The organism is Desulfatiglans parachlorophenolica, assembly GCF_055394735.1.
This window is the reverse complement of the sequence record NZ_AP042460.1, coordinates 3,329,564-3,344,156: the sequence shown is the minus strand read 5'-3', so window position 1 is coordinate 3,344,156 and position 14,593 is coordinate 3,329,564. Positions and strand designations below refer to the sequence as shown.

Genomic DNA, 14,593 nt, shown 5'->3' with positions numbered 1-14,593 from the left:
AGGTTGCCTGGGTGTTGCGCACCCGAAGACCGGGCCCCGATTTGCCGGCCCGGTTTCACGGCGGGCGGTTTTTACCCCTCGGTGGCTGGACGCTTCCTGAGGGCTTCATCGAGGGCGGTGTCGCGGTCGTAAATGTCGTTGCAGAAACGGAGGCCCCCTTCTTCGTCGATCCAGGCGGTCCAGTAAAGCAGATGAACAGGTACGGGTTTGGGGAGTGGGACGGTGCGGGTCTCGGCGGAATCCACTTTTTCCTGTATCCGTTCGACCGTCCACCCGTTGGACTCTTTCAAGAGAAACAGCGCGAGTTCCAAGGGCTTCTCGACACGGATGCATCCTGAGCTGAAACCCCTGATGCTTCTATTGAAAAGGTAGCGTTTGGGTGTGTCGTGAAGGTAAACCGAGTACCTGTTCGGGAACATGAATTTGATCGACCCGAGTGCGTTGAGGGGGCCGGGCTCCTGCCGCATGCGGTATGGGAAATTGTGTTTCGTGACCTGTGACCAGTCTATCATGGCGGGGTTGACTTCCGTAGAGTCTCCCTCCCAACCGCTGAAAACCTTGATCCTCTGGCGCCTGAGATAGCTCGGATCCTTGCGCACCAGAGGGGCGATATCCTCGACGGCCAGTTTGTGGGGCACGTTCCAAAAAGGGTTGAAGACCAGGTAGGTCATTTCACTGCTGAAAACGGGCGTTTTTCTGTAAGGCTTGCCCACGACGACCCGCATTCGTTCCACCGTCTTCTCGTTTTCAACCAACTGCAGGCTGAAGTCCGCTATGTTTACAAGAATGTGGCGAGGCCCAAGTTCCCTGGGAATCCAGCGCCACCGCTCGAGATTGATCTTTATTTGGCGGATCCGGGCTTCAGGTGGAAGGTTCAAGGCGTGAAGGGTGTTCTTCCCGACCACGCCATCGACGGCGAGACCATAACGCGCCTGAAAGCCGGAGACAGCCTGTTTGAGAATGGCGTCAAAATAGGTAGGATCGGCCGTGTCGGGGAGGTGGTATCCCTCGGCGGCAACCCGCAGCCGTAAGGCTGAAACTCGAGGGTCCCGGTCGCCCATCCGCAATGTCGGTCCCGGGGGCACAACAGGGCACTCGGTTTTGGGCGCGTCCTCCCGGCGAGCCTCCAGAGCTTTCTTGAGGGCTTTGTACCCCGGATGGGGCGGCCGAAGGCGATCCAGCACCGCACCGATGGCCTTCTCTTCGATGGCCTTCGAAAGGATAGCGGACATATCGGCATTGTGCCGAAATGCCTTCCAGTCCGTGTGAATCGTTTCGGGGTTGACCCGCCCGCCGAGGAGATGGGAGCCGAACAGCAGAAATGCATCGGTCAGGAGCAGGTCTGCCTCGGCGAGGTCTTGAGGGGAAGGTGTGCCCCTTTCCCGGTAAGTTCTCTGGACGGCCTTCATCATCCGGTGCAGGTTGCCGAGGTGGTAATCGGAAGGGTTCAGCCCGTCGGCATCGGCATCCTGGATGGAAGAGAGCAGATCCTCGGCATTCCTGTAATCCTGTTCCTCGATCCCCCAAGCCGGGCGGTAGTCGCGGGCGCCATAAAAGTCTGGAATGAACAGGATTCCGCATACGATTTCACCGGAGCAGACAAGATCTTTTCCAGTTCGCTCTTTTTGGATCAATGCCTTGATCCGTGACTGAATGTCCAGAATGAGCAAGGGGGATTGGGCGGCCGATGGCCGCGTCGAGAAAGGATTCAGGATCATGAACAAGGCGATGAGGCTTGGCCCGATTTTCGAAGACACGTAGAGTTTCAAAAGGCTCCTTGTCCATTCAGAGGTTTGATGGAACGCTTCGAATCTTTTTGTAGAGACGCAGTATATTACGGTCAACGCGCCGTTCGTAGCGGGTTTCATCGACCATCTTTCTGGCCAGAAAGAGGCCAAGACCGCCGATCTCGCGTTGTTCGAGGGAAGCCGAGACATCCGGTAAGTCCGTTTGAAGCGGGTCGAAAGGCTTCCCTTCATCAGTTGTTTCTACAACGAACAGGCCTTCTGTATCCGTGCTGCACGTAACGGTGATATCCCCCGATGCTCCGCCGTAGGCGTAGGAGATGATGTTGGTCAGGATTTCGTCGGCGGCGAGTTCCATCTCCATGGTTTTCTGGGGATCTAAACCGGCTTTTTCAGCATTTTGGACGATGAACCGTTTGAAATCTTCCAGGTTTTCCAAAGTCGCAGGAAGTGTGATCCGCCCCTTTTCAGATGAGACCATACTTTGCCCCCCTTCTGTAATCGATGGAACGGTATCTTTGAGGCGGCCTCACGAGATTCGAAGTCATCCCTCAGGGAAAGAGGAAGTGCCTGCCGTTGGGCTCCAACAGACCGGTAGAAAGGATGGGAGCGAACTCCAGGATATCAGAGCTCTTTCCTGGCCTTCTGGACGTCTTCGCAGATGTTGAAAATGGAGCTGAATCCAGAGACGTCGAAGACCTCCTTGACGACGCCTTTCAGTCCGCACAATGCAAGGGTCCCCTGGTTCTGCTTCAGCTTCTTTGCCATGGAGAGCATGCTGCGCAGACCGGCACTGCTGATGTATTCCAGCTGGGAAAGATCGACGACAAAGCGTTTTTCCCCTTCCGAGATTTTCTGTTCGATCTGTTGGTCGAAACCAGGCGCGGTGACGGCGTCCATGCGGCCGATGATAGAGACGACGACGTCCTGGTTATCCTTTTCAATGCGAATCTCCATAGGTTCCTCCATATAAGATACATATCGTGATCGTATTTCCATCTGCAGGGCGCTTTCGCCGCCGGCCTTTGCCTCCGGTTTCTGTCCTGAAAGGGGCTTTTTCATTGCCGGGTCGGGCTCAGCTCTTCGGGTGGGGCCCCGGATTTTTCAACGGCTTCCCCTGATCAGCCTCAACCCTTCGATGCGGGTCGCGGTTCGGGCGAGCCCGGTGTCAATCTGTAAGCACGCCGGCGCCGCGGCCGCCAGGCCGCCTCCAGGCAAATACCCGATCCCCTCGATTTCGAACAGCACCCCCATTCCGGGGCAGAACACACACGCCGTCCCGGCTCTCACGCTTGGGCGCATATCGCCGCGATCGGCAGGCATCTGCGAAAACGGATTCCCTCCAAAGGAACGTTGCCCTGATTCTTGGCATAGGGGAGCCCGATGCGCAAGGTTCCTTAGCCGGCAAGACCATTGTGTTGGGCGAGCAGGGAGCAGTTCGGCAAAAAGGCCTTTCCTTGTTGCAAATTAACCCAAAAGGACTTTTTGTGCAAACATCTTGTCACACGCTGAGTTCTCCTCCCAGATAAAGACGCTGCACCCATTCATTGTCGCGGAGATTCTTCGAACTGTCCTCCAGGACGATCTCGCCGTTTTGGAGGACATAGCCCCGCGAGGTAATCTCGAGGGCCATGTTCGCTTTCTGTTCTACCAGGAGGACGCTGCACCCCTGCCGGTTGATCGTGGAGATGGTGTCGAAGATGATTTCAACCAGTAATGGGGCCAGCCCCATCGAGGGTTCGTCGAGGAGCAGCAGCCTGGGCCGTGTCATCAAGGCCCTTCCTATGGCGAGCATCTGCTGTTCGCCGCCGGAAAGGGTCCCGGCCGTCTGGTGACGTCTTTCGAAAAGGCGTGGAAAGAGCTGGAACAGATACGTCATGTCTTTCTTGACTTCGGGATGATCGTGCCGGATGAAGGCGCCGAGGTCCAGGTTTTCGAGGATTGTCAGCCGGCCGAAAATCTTGCGGCCTTCAGGTACCTGGGCAATGCCTGCCTTGACGATCCGGTGAGGAGGCAAGCCGTCGAGCCGCGCCTTCTCGAATAGGATTCGGCCTTTGCCGGGTTTGAGGAGGCCCGAGACGGTGTTCAGCAGGGTGGTTTTGCCGGCGCCGTTGCTTCCGATAAGGGTGATCAGCTCGCCGGTATGCACCGCGAGGGTGACGCCCTTCAGCGCGTGGATGCGGCCGTAGTAGGTGTGAATGCCGTCGATTTGGAGGAGGGGGAGAGGCGTGTTCATGGTCTTTGGTGCGGCTCCTCTCGGGATGTGCAGCGGGATTGGGCGCAGGCCCTGCCTCTTCCCAGGTAGGCCTCGATTACACGCGGGCGATTCTGTATGACGGAAGGAGGGCCTTCAGCGATGCGGACCCCGTGGTCCAGCACGATGACGTGATCCGAGAGCCCCATGACCACGCGCATGTCATGTTCGATCAGCAGGATCGTGAGCTTGAACTCGTCCCGCAGGGTACGGATGAGAGCTGTCAACTCGGCGGTTTCGCTGGGATTCATGCCGGCGGTTGGTTCATCCAGCAGCAGCAGCTTCGGGTCTGTTGCGAGGGCACGCCCGATTTCCAGGCGCCTTTGGGCTCCGTAGGCCAGGTTCTTGGCGGGGGTGTCCTGGAGCGCTTCCAGATCGAGGAGCCTCAGGATGTGGATCGAGGCGTCGGTATGTTCTCTCTCTTCGCGGCGGGTGCGTCGGTCGCGGCTGACCGCCCCCCAGACGCCCGCTCTCATCCGGCAGTGCCGTCCAACCAGGATGTTTTCGAAGGCGGTCATGTTTGGAAAAAGGCGGATATTTTGAAAGGTGCGCGCAATACCCAGGCGGGTGATCTGGTGGTTTTTGAGGCCACGGAGAGACCTGCTTTGGAACCGGATATCCCCGGAATTGAAGGGGGTGATACCGGTCAGGCAGTTGAAAAGGGTGGTCTTGCCTGCTCCATTGGGGCCGATCAGTCCCACGATCAGCTGCTCTTCGATCTCCAGATCGAGCGCGCTGAGGGCCGTGAGTCCGCCGAATGCCTTGGTCAGGTGAATGGTTTGAAGGATGAGGTTCATTCAAGGTCCCGTGGCGTCGCAGCTGTCGGATTGCGCCTGGAAGCGGTCAGGAAACCGGACGGACGGAAGATCATCATGATCACCAGAAGGGCTCCAAAGGCCAGCATCCGGTACTGTTCGATCCCGCGCAGCACCTCGGGCAGTCCGATCAGGACGACGGCGCCGAGGATGACCCCGGGGATGCTGCCCATTCCCCCGATGATGATCAGGCAAAGGACGTTGATGGAGACCATGAGCGAGAAGTTCTCGGGGAATATGGCGCCCTGCCGCGCTGCGAAGATGGCCCCGCCTGCGCCCGCAAAAGAAGCGCCGATCGTGAAGGCGAGCAGCTTGTATTTCAGGACATCGATGCCCATGACCGCGGCGGCGTCCTGGTCCTCGCGCATGGCGATCCATGCCCGGCCGATGCGGGAGTTGTTCAAGCGATCGGCGATGAAGGCGGCCAGTAGCACGCCGGCAAGGATCAGATAATACCATCGCTGCGGGTTGTCGATCGGGGTTGTGCCCAGGAAAGGCGGATCGATCCGCAGGAGACCGCGGGGGCCGTTGGTGACGGGATCGAGATTGTTCAGGACGACCCGGATGATTTCGCCGAAGCCGAGGGTGACGATTGCGAGGTAATCGCCGCGCAGGCGCAGAACCGGGACGCCAAGGAGGGCGCCGCCGGCCGCCGCCAGGGCGACGCACACGGGAAGCATCAACCAGAAGGGGATATGCATCCCGAACTGCGGGGATGCCATCAGCGCATACCCGTAGGCCCCGATCCCGAAAAAGGCGACATACCCGAGATCCAGCAGCCCCGCAAAGCCTACAACCACATTCAGTCCGATCCCGAGCATGATGTAAATCCCGATCTCGCCAAGGACCTGAGACCAGTAATTGCCGACCAGGGGCGGCAAAACAGCGGCGAGAAGGCTGCCGGCTGCCAGAAAGGCTGCCGGCGGAATCTCCTTGAGGGGTGTCGAAGAAAATCGCAACGGATTAGACCTTTTCCGAGACGACTTCGCCCAGGATCCCCCGCGGCCGGAAGATCAGGACCAGGACCAGAAGGGCGAAGGCAATGACGTCCTTGTATTGGGCCGGCATGAAGAGCACGCCGAAGGCCTCGGCCAGGCCCAGAAAAAGCCCTCCCAGCATGGCTCCCGGCACGTTGCCGATCCCCCCCAGGACAGCGGCCGTAAAAGCCTTGATGCCCGGGATGAACCCCATCATGTGGTTGATCTGGGTGTAGTACATGCCTACCATGACACCGGCTGCGGCCGCCAGCGCCGAGCCGATGACGAAAGTGATCATGATGATCCGGTTGACATCGATGCCCATCAGGGCGGCAGCCGATCTGTCTTCGGCAACGGCGCGCATCGCCCGGCCGATACGTGTCCGTTGAATGAAGCCGTAAAGCCCGGCCATGAGGAAAAGGGAACCGAGAATGATCATGATCTGAAAGTTGGAGATGCTGAACCAGCCGATTTCGTAGAAGGTCTCGGGCAACACATCCGGGTAGACCTGCATGCGTCCTTTGATGATGACCAGCATCAGGTTCTGGAGGAAGATGGATGCCCCGATGGCGCTGATAAGGGGAGCGAGACGCGAGGCCCTTCGCAGCGGCCGGTAGGCGACTCGTTCGAGGATGGTCCCCAGAAGCGCGGAGACAGCCATGGCCGCCAGAAAGGCCAAGACAATGCAGACCAGTGGATGTTGCTGCGTGAGGCCATATTGGAGCAGAAAGACGAGGGCTGCATAGCCCGCAAAAGAGCCGAACATGAAGATCTCACCATGAGCGAAATTGATCATGCAGAGGATGCCGTACACGAGGGTATAACCAAGGGCGATCAGGGCATAGATGCCACCGATGGTCAATCCATTGATCAACTGATCGACGAGGATCGCAGGGCTGAAAAGATGTTCCATCCGCTCTTGCCAGGGTTAGAAGGAGACTTTCCTGAAAAAACGTTTTCCTTCTTCTTCGATGACCTCGTAGACTGCGACGACCGACCCTGTTCTGTCTCCGTGGGGATCGAAGACGATTCTTCCGGTGATGCCCTCGTGGTCTGTGGCTGCCAGTGCATCACGCAACCGTTCCTTGTCGATCAGAAGGCTGTCGTCGGGCTGTTTTTCCGCCGCGGCTTCTACGGCCATCATGAGGATCGTCGCAGCGTCGTAGGCCTGGGGGGAAAAGGTCTGGCGCGGGCCGTAAATGGATTCGAAGTGCGCCACCCAGGCGGGGTCCGGCTCCTGGGCATAGGTGACAAAACACCCCGTGGTTGCGCGGCCGCCGGCCTGGATGAAGTCCTTCTCGATGAAACACCCGTCATCACTCATAAATTCCGCCTTGATGCCCACCCGCTGCATCTGGCGGACCAGGAGGACCCCTTCGGCCGACATCCCCCCGAAATAAATCAGCTGGGGGCGAAGGAGTTTGATCTTGGTCAAGACCGGCGAAAAATCTTTGTCCCCGCGGGTGATGCCCTCCACCGCCAGGACCTCGCCGCCACGGGTTTTGAGGTGCAGCGCGAAATCCTCGGCGAGGCTCTGTCCGTAATCGCTCTTGTCGTGGAGCACTGCCACGCGCTTCCAGCCTCTGGATGCAGCGAAATCCGCCGCCCGTTGAGCCTGGATACGGTCGTTCCAGCAGGTTCTGAAAAAAATGGGAATTTTTCGGGAGGTCAATTCAAGGGCCGTTGAAGAGGGGGAAACCATGACCACTTTATACTTGTTGTGGATGTCCGAGGCCGGCTTGCTCCCACCGCTGCACATGTAGCCTACGACGCCCGCCACGAGCGGGTCGTTGCAGAGCTTTTCCGCGATGACTACGGAAGGCGGCCCCGCGCAGCCGTCGTCTTCGGTCTGCAGAATCACCGGGTGCCCTAAAACACTGCCTTTCTCCTGCACCGCCATTTCGGCGCCGTGCATTATGTCGATCCCCATCCCGGCATAGTCGCCTGTCAGCATGGTTCCCATTCCGATTTTGACCGGTGAGCCGGGCGGGATGCGGATGGTTCCCCATCCACCGGCCGCGGCCGGGAGGGATAGAAGAACGAGCAGGATGGCGGTTGAGAGCAGCGAGAAGACGAATTTGCGGGGCATGCGGGACCTCCTTCCTGTGTGCAGGTGTTTCACTGGGGAATATAAGCTTTTCTGAACATTCGGTACAGAACTCGATCCCTTCTTGAAGGGACGGATCATTGCCGCGGCTCATGAAGTCGCAGCACGAACTTCCATGTGGATCGAGGCCGATGGGGGGCGAAAGGGCCGGGTACGGATTGGAATTAAATAGTATCCATCCGGAAATGATTTCGCGGTAGAACTCAGTTTCCAATCCGGAAATGAGGATTTTTCTTCACGCCCTTCGGGTGCTCAGTCCCACCGCTTCGCGGCGGGTCCCGGTTTGGCCAATATCAAGGAAATCAAGCGTTTGCGCGGAGGCGACCTGGTGGTCGCCGCACAAGCAAATACGCAGATTGACACCGAGATGGGCCAAAAAGACCATTTCCGGATGCAAACTAAATAGGCAAATCTCCGTGCGGTTGTCAAGCCGGAATCGACAGGCGTCTTTCCGCCGGCGAAGGATGCGATGATCGGGCGGGCTGGATCGGGGCCGAGAGGCGGCTAAATACCCAAACGGCTGCGCGTCTATCCGGGAAGGCGGCAGGAGGCGGCAATCCTCCGAAAGGCCTCCTCGATGCGGCTTCGGACATCCGCAGTGAGCTGGGCGTCGATCCTGTGCGTCGTTGGATCGAGCAGGAGGTTCTGGTTTATCTCGATCTGAACGGCGAAGCGGCCTTCCGTGACGAGCCGTTTTCCATAGTGGGTGGTGATGTATCCTCCTGCGTAGGGGTGGTTCAGGGCGACAGAAAAGCCCGCATCACGGAAGCAGGCGGCCATGCAGCGAAAGATCCCGGGCGGGCAGGTGGGGGCCCCGCGTCCGGCTCTGGGGTTCCCGCTGCCGTCGCCGTTGTTTCCGATGACGATGTCCCTGCGCGGTTCTCCGCTGTCGGGGGCCTCCCGCGGCCCGATGCTGTTCAGGGAATGGCAGTCGTACAGACCCGCGACCCCGGGGATGGTGAGTGCTGCCTCGATCCGGCGATGGAATGGGCGGTGGAAACGTTCGGTACGGTCGGCCCGTTCGATCGGGCCGATGCAGGCCTCGGGCGGGTAGACCTCGCGTCCGTTATAGTCGATCCGGGCGATGGCTCCCCGGTCGCCGGCATCGTAGGGGCTTCTGTTGACGTCCACCACCAGCCGATTCCATTCCGCGCACACGACAGCGAGCGCAGGAAGTCCGCCGAATACCTCCAGAGTACCGGTGTCGACCGAGTCCTCGATCTCCCGAGGGTGCAGTCTCATCGTCTTCAGAATCGCATCGGGGACCCTTACGGCGCCGTGCGGGAGGGAAAGGACGAAAGGGAGCCTCATGACGCCGGTTTGCCCCCGTCTTCGGGTCCGCAGCACCATCGAATCGCTTGGATCGCCTCGGGGCGCAGCTTCCCCTCAGGGGTCATGACGGGAAAGGAAAGAAGGATACGCCCGGACCGCGAAAGAGGATCCACAACGCCCGTAGGGGATGATAGGGCTGTCTCGCGGCCTTCGACAACCAGGAACTGGGAGGGGTCCTTCAAACGATCGACGTCGCAGGTCTGCCGAACCAGGGTGGCCTGTGAGCCGCCGTGGTCGAAGCGATAGAGTCCGGATGCCGGAGGCTTTGGTCCATGGGTTCCCCCGCAATCTCGATCGAAGAGGAGCACGTGGGACCCCTGGATGGGAAAGTCGAAGAGCGTATCGGCCTCTGCCTGCCTCAATCGGCAGGGTGCCCGGCTCAAGGCCGCAAGGTGGAAGGCCTCCATGGGCGGATGCCCGGCAGCCATGTGGAAGAGGGAAAGCGGTGGGAAGGCCCCGGTCAGCCTGGGATTGATTTCCAGCGGATGCACCTGGCCGGAGGGCGATACGATGACATCGATGCCCAGGATCCCGCGGTATCCGATCTTTTGGAGGACTCCGGCCAACAGGCGCCCCTGTCTGTGCGCTTCGGTTTCAACGGAGCGCGTCCATGGTTCATGGCCCCAGGTATGGCCGAAAAAGACTCCGTTTTCGGCCCGTTCGCCGAACGGGAGATCGATCAGTTGCTCCTGGAGTCTCGACTGTAAAATGACGTCTTCCATGATGGAGACCGCGAGGCTGGCGGGTTTCCCTTTCACGAAGCGCCGCAGGAGCGCCTGCGTGATTCGGGTTCCACGCCAGGTATGCGTGTAAAGCCTCGCAAGGAGCTCACGGTAATCATCGGCCGACCTGATGAAGAAGGTGCCCCGGCCCCCTCCTTGCGCGATATCGGTCAACTGGACGACAAAGGCGTCTCCCAACCCCTGCCGCCAATACCCATAGTCGCAGCGATGCAGTTCCTCTTCCGACACGATGGTTCCGGTGGGGGCTTCCAGTTCGAGCCGGTCGGCCAGATCCACGAAAAACCCCCGGTGAGCCAATCGCTGCCGCAGGCCGGGCGGGTTGGCGAGAAGCTGCCAGCCCTCGCAGCGAGCCAGATCTTCAATCTCCGGATAGCTTTGGTACAAAAAGAGAGATACAGGGGGAGGGAGGCTCCGCAAGTGCCGGATGACCGACGGATGCAAGAGGAGCCGGGCTGAGTTCATACCACTTTCCGGTAGAGGATCCGGGGTTTCCTCCTCCAGGCAGAAAACGGGGGTGCGCCTTCTGATCATGGACAGATCGCTGGTCTTCCGCAGGGCTACGATGCGGTAGTTCTCCAGGAAGTGGGAGGGGACGATGCGCGAAAAGGCCGTCATGCCCACACCGACCAGCGTCCCGGTCCGGGGGAACGGGCCGTTGGGGAAAAGCGCTTTCAAGGGGAAAGGTAACATGATTCACCAATAGTCGATCCCCCCCTGCGAAGCTCCGGGAAAAAGCAGGCCACCCAGTGATCCGGTGAAAAAAGCTGCAGATCGGGGATTTTCTGGCTGCAATGCAGCCTCTGAGCGACGGCGCAACGGGGGAGAAACGGGCACCCTGAGACGCTCTCGGCCAGTTCGCTGTCCAGCCGGAGGAGGGTGCCGTAGCGTTCGAGACCCGTACAGTCTCCGAATTTGGGGATGGCGTCGATCAGTGCCTGCGTGTAGGGATGGGCCGGGCGATGGATGATTTCATCGGCAGGACCCTGCTCCACGAGGTGCCCTCTGTAGAGGACTGCGATCCGGTTGCAGAGATATCGCGCGGCAGCTAGGCTGTGGGTTATGAACAGGAGGGTGACGTTTGTGGCCTCGCGCAGCTCCAGCAGGATATTGAAGATCTGCGCCGATATGGAGGCATCGAGCATAGAGGTGGGTTCATCGGCCACGACCACCTCCGGTTCGAGGATCATCGCACGGGCGATGGCTACGCGCTGCCGCTGTCCGCCGCTCAACTGATGGGGAAAGCGGAAGAGAAAATCCTCCGCGGGAGAGAGCCCCACTCGAACGAGGATGTCTTTCGCCACTTCCACACGGTCGCCTCGTTTCATTGCGGTGTGGATCAACAGGGGTTCGGAAACGGCATCCAGAATCGATATCTGGGGGTTCAGAGACTGGTAGGGGTCCTGGAAGATCATCTGCACCCGGCGGCGAAAAGCCCTGAGGGCCTTTCCCTTCAGCGCGCAGGTGTTTTGTCCGTCAAGAAGAATCCGCCCGCCGTCGGGCTCTTCGAGCCGCACGATCAGGCGGCCGGCGGTGGTCTTTCCGCTGCCGCTTTCACCGACCAGGCCGAAGATTTCACCATGATGGATGTCGAGATCCAGATGATCCAGGGCTACGACCTTTCCGCGCCCGCGTCCGAAAAGGCTTTCCTTGGTTTCGTATACCTTTCGGACTCCCTCCAGTTTCAAAATAGGCCGACAGTCGGATGCATTCATGAATTTACCGGCATTTGGCGCAAAGCGCATGATGTTCCGGCCCCACCGCCGCCCAGACGGGCGCCTCACGCCGGCAGGCCGCTGTCGCTCGAGGGCAGCGATCGCAGAAACGGCAGCCTTCGGGCGGGTTTATGAGGTTGGGCATTTCCCCGGGAATCGGTTTGAGGCGGCTTTTGGGCCCGGTCAAAGCGGGGTAGGAAGCCAGCAGTGCCTGGGTGTAAGGATGCACGGGATGGTCGAAGACCTCGGTCCGTGGTCCGTATTCCACGAGCTGTCCGGCGTACATGATTCCGATGTCATGGCAGACATCCGCCACGATGGCGATATCATGGGAGATGAAGATGATCGCGACACCGAACTCCTTTTGCAGGTTGCGGGTCTCTTCGAGGATCTGGTCTTGAACGATCACATCCAGGGCGGTGGTGGGTTCATCGGCGATGATCAGTTTGGGCCGGCAGGCCAGGGCCATGGCGATGATGGCCCGCTGTTTCATGCCCCCGCTGTACTGGTGGGGGTAATCGCGCATGCGGTTTTTCGGGATCCCCACCAGTTGAAACAGGGCCTCGACCTTTTGGGTGGCTTCAATCTTCTGCAGGCTGTGGCTATGGGCCATGATGGCCTCGGCGATCTGGTCAGCGACGCGGTGGACAGGATTGAGGGCGTTCATGGCGGCCTGGAAAATCATGGAGATCTTCTTCCAGCGGACTCCGCGCATTTCCTCTTCGAGCAGATCGAGCAGATCCGTACCCTCGAATGTCACGCGGCCCTTCGTGATCAGGGCATTGGGCGGCAGGAGCCTCATGAGCCCCATGCCAAGGGTTGTTTTGCCGCAGCCCGATTCCCCCACGAACCCGAGCGACCGGCCGGCGCCCAGGGAAAAAGAAACGCCTTCCACCGCCCTGCGAAACCCCTTGCGGGTGTGATAACCGATGCTGAGATCTTCAACCTCGAGGAGTGTCATCTTACTCGGCTTGCCCCTCCTTCCTGAGCCTCGGGTCGAGGACCTCGTCCATGGCGCGACCCAGCATGTAAAACGAAAGGGTGATCAGGGAGATGCACAGGCCGGGCGGCAGGAGCCAATAGGGGGCCTTGAACATATGCCCGGTCTTCCACACCCACTGAAGCATCATCCCCCAGCTGACGGTTCCCGGATCCCCGAAACCCAGAAAGGCGAGCGCGGCTTCAATGATGATGGCCGATGTCACCCGGAAAGTCATGTAAAGGAACGAGAGCGGCAGAACATTGGGCATGATGTGCCGGAAGACGATCCTCAGGTGCGAGGCGCCCGCCACACGGGCGGCCTCGATGAAAGGGCGGCTTTTCAGGGAAAGGGTCTGGGCCCGTATGACACGCGATACGCCCGGCCAGCGAAACAGGGCGATGATGAGGACGATGGTCCAGATGTTCAGCTGCCCGAAAAGAGAGGAGAGGATCAGCACGACCAGGAGGGTCGGCATCACCATGATAATGTCGGCCAGCCGCATCAGAAGGGTATCGACGAACCGGCCCGCGTATCCGGCGATCATCCCTATGGCGGTCCCGAGAAAGATGCTCATGAAGGCGGCGGACACACCGACCATAAAGGCCACCCTTGCACCGGCGAGGAGTTGGCTCAGGATGTCGCGCCCCATGAAATCGGTCCCCAGCCAGTGCTGTGCGCTCGGCCCGGTGGAGCTGATGATTTCGGGGTCGACGCCGGTCATGGGGTTGTACATGGGATCGATCAGCGGGGGGATGAAGCTTGTGACCGCCATCAGGCCGAAACAGACCAGCAGGATCAATCCGATCTTTCCGAGGAGGCTCTGCCTGAAGATGATCCAATTTTCGCGCAGACGATCACCCCAGCCTGAACGTATCCCCCCTGTTTCAAGTTGTCGATCCGGATGACTTCTTGTTCGCATTCCGTCCTCGCATAAAGGATCCTGGCTCAGTATCGGATCCGGGGGTCCAGATAGGCGTACAGCACATCGACCACGAGATTCGACAGGAGGACGACCATGGCGATGAGCAGAAAGGACGCCTGTGCCAGCGGATAATCATTGTGGCTGACGGAGAAGACGAGTTCCCGTCCGATGCCGGGCCAGGTGAAGACGGTTTCCGTCAAGGCCCCTCCGTTGATTGAAAAGGCCAGACTGAGGCCTACGCTGGTGACGACCGGCAGGGCGGCGTTCGGAGCCGCATGGTGGTTGCGGATGGTCTTCTCGGTGAGGCCCTTCGCGCGCGCGGTCAGAATGTAGTCTTCCTTCAGCGTCTCGAGCATGCTGCTGCGCATGATGAGGAGATAGCTGCCGAAATGGATCAGGAAGAGGGTTCCCATTGGAAGGATCATATGGTGAGCAATGTCGATGGCTTTGAACCAGAGGCCTGCATCCGGATCGAGCCAGACGTCTTCCGAGATCATTCCGTTGATGGGGAACCATCCCAGTTTGTAGGCAAACACCCAGATGAGGATCAGGGCCAGCCAAGGCAGAAAGAGGGTATGCGTCACCAGGGCTCCGAGCGTCATCGCGGTATCGAGCCTGCGGCCTTTGTGCCAGGAGGCGATTTTACCCAGAAAAACCCCGGCAAAGGCCGCCAGGATGATCGAGGTGGTGAACAGCAGGACGGTATTGGGCAGCCTGTCGGCGATGATGCGGATTACGGGTTGACCATAATGAAATGAAAATCCGAAATTTCCGGTGAGAAAATTCTTGATATAATAAAGATACTGCAACCCGAGGGGCTGGTCCAGCCCCAGTTGCTCCATGAGATGCCGCGCATCCTCGGCGGTCATGTCCGGGTCGATCATGCGGGAGACCGGATCGCCCGGGGCCAGGCGGAACAGCAGGAAGAGGATCGTCAGGATGACGAAAAAGATGATGATGATCTGAAAGAGCCTTTTGAAAATATACCGTCGCAGTTCCATGTC

At 59.4% G+C, this 14,593-nt stretch carries 16 protein-coding genes; all 16 read right to left on the bottom strand.

Annotation, left to right across the window (positions count from 1 at the left end; translation table 11 throughout):
• Positions 1–71 precede the first annotated feature (71 nt).
• The 16 genes from ACZ500_RS15665 to ACZ500_RS15590 all read right to left on the bottom strand — a co-directional run bounded on the left by ACZ500_RS15665 (position 72) and on the right by ACZ500_RS15590 (position 14,590).
• A complete protein-coding gene (locus tag ACZ500_RS15665) occupies positions 72–1,757 on the bottom strand; it encodes a L,D-transpeptidase family protein (RefSeq protein ID WP_464228303.1) in 1,686 nt (561 codons plus the stop codon).
• Positions 1,758–1,785: 28 nt separating this feature from the next.
• Positions 1,786–2,226 carry an ATP-binding protein gene (locus tag ACZ500_RS15660; RefSeq protein ID WP_464228302.1) on the bottom strand — a complete coding sequence of 147 codons (441 nt, stop codon included), beginning with the start codon at positions 2,224–2,226 and terminating at the stop codon, positions 1,786–1,788.
• Positions 2,227–2,369: 143 nt separating this feature from the next.
• Positions 2,370–2,702: an STAS domain-containing protein gene (locus ACZ500_RS15655; RefSeq protein ID WP_464228300.1), complete on the bottom strand. Its 333-nt coding sequence runs from the start codon at positions 2,700–2,702 to the stop codon at positions 2,370–2,372.
• Between the two features lie 147 nt (positions 2,703–2,849).
• Positions 2,850–3,068: a hypothetical protein gene (locus tag ACZ500_RS15650; RefSeq protein ID WP_464228299.1), complete on the bottom strand. Its 219-nt coding sequence runs from the start codon at positions 3,066–3,068 to the stop codon at positions 2,850–2,852.
• A gap of 178 nt (positions 3,069–3,246) precedes the next feature.
• Positions 3,247–3,981, bottom strand: a complete 735-nt coding sequence (locus tag ACZ500_RS15645; protein WP_464228298.1) for an ABC transporter ATP-binding protein — start codon at positions 3,979–3,981, stop codon at positions 3,247–3,249.
• Positions 3,978–4,796, bottom strand: a complete 819-nt coding sequence (locus tag ACZ500_RS15640; protein ID WP_464228297.1) for an ABC transporter ATP-binding protein — start codon at positions 4,794–4,796, stop codon at positions 3,978–3,980. The genes ACZ500_RS15645 and ACZ500_RS15640 overlap by 4 nt, the downstream gene beginning before the upstream one ends.
• Positions 4,793–5,773: a branched-chain amino acid ABC transporter permease gene (locus ACZ500_RS15635; RefSeq protein WP_464228296.1), complete on the bottom strand. Its 981-nt coding sequence runs from the start codon at positions 5,771–5,773 to the stop codon at positions 4,793–4,795. The genes ACZ500_RS15640 and ACZ500_RS15635 overlap by 4 nt, the downstream gene beginning before the upstream one ends.
• Positions 5,774–5,777: 4 nt before the next feature.
• Positions 5,778–6,704 (bottom strand): branched-chain amino acid ABC transporter permease, encoded by a 927-nt coding sequence (locus ACZ500_RS15630; RefSeq protein ID WP_464228295.1) that lies wholly within the window; start codon positions 6,702–6,704, stop codon positions 5,778–5,780.
• 15 nt (positions 6,705–6,719) lie between these two features.
• Positions 6,720–7,880: a branched-chain amino acid ABC transporter substrate-binding protein gene (locus tag ACZ500_RS15625; RefSeq protein WP_464228294.1), complete on the bottom strand. Its 1,161-nt coding sequence runs from the start codon at positions 7,878–7,880 to the stop codon at positions 6,720–6,722.
• Positions 7,881–8,133: 253 nt separating this feature from the next.
• Positions 8,134–8,283 (bottom strand): hypothetical protein, encoded by a 150-nt coding sequence (locus ACZ500_RS15620; protein WP_464228293.1) that lies wholly within the window; start codon positions 8,281–8,283, stop codon positions 8,134–8,136.
• A 143-nt stretch (positions 8,284–8,426) separates the two neighbouring features.
• Complete coding sequence (locus tag ACZ500_RS15615; RefSeq protein ID WP_464228292.1) at positions 8,427–9,209, bottom strand: N-formylglutamate amidohydrolase; 783 nt, start codon at positions 9,207–9,209, stop codon at positions 8,427–8,429.
• Positions 9,206–10,648 carry an ATP-grasp domain-containing protein gene (locus tag ACZ500_RS15610; protein ID WP_464228291.1) on the bottom strand — a complete coding sequence of 481 codons (1,443 nt, stop codon included), beginning with the start codon at positions 10,646–10,648 and terminating at the stop codon, positions 9,206–9,208. Before ACZ500_RS15610 ends, ACZ500_RS15615 begins: the two co-directional genes overlap by 4 nt.
• Positions 10,645–11,658, bottom strand: coding sequence for an oligopeptide/dipeptide ABC transporter ATP-binding protein (locus ACZ500_RS15605; RefSeq protein WP_464228290.1), 1,014 nt, complete (start codon positions 11,656–11,658; stop codon positions 10,645–10,647). The genes ACZ500_RS15610 and ACZ500_RS15605 overlap by 4 nt, the downstream gene beginning before the upstream one ends.
• 31 nt (positions 11,659–11,689) lie before the next feature.
• The gene (locus tag ACZ500_RS15600) at positions 11,690–12,646 is read right to left on the bottom strand and encodes an ABC transporter ATP-binding protein (RefSeq protein WP_464228289.1); all 957 of its coding nucleotides are present in this window, start codon (positions 12,644–12,646) and stop codon (positions 11,690–11,692) included.
• Between the two features lies 1 nt (position 12,647).
• Positions 12,648–13,586, bottom strand: coding sequence for an ABC transporter permease (locus ACZ500_RS15595; RefSeq protein WP_464228288.1), 939 nt, complete (start codon positions 13,584–13,586; stop codon positions 12,648–12,650).
• 26 nt (positions 13,587–13,612) lie between these two features.
• Positions 13,613–14,590: an ABC transporter permease gene (locus ACZ500_RS15590; RefSeq protein ID WP_464228286.1), complete on the bottom strand. Its 978-nt coding sequence runs from the start codon at positions 14,588–14,590 to the stop codon at positions 13,613–13,615.
• Positions 14,591–14,593 lie beyond the last annotated feature (3 nt).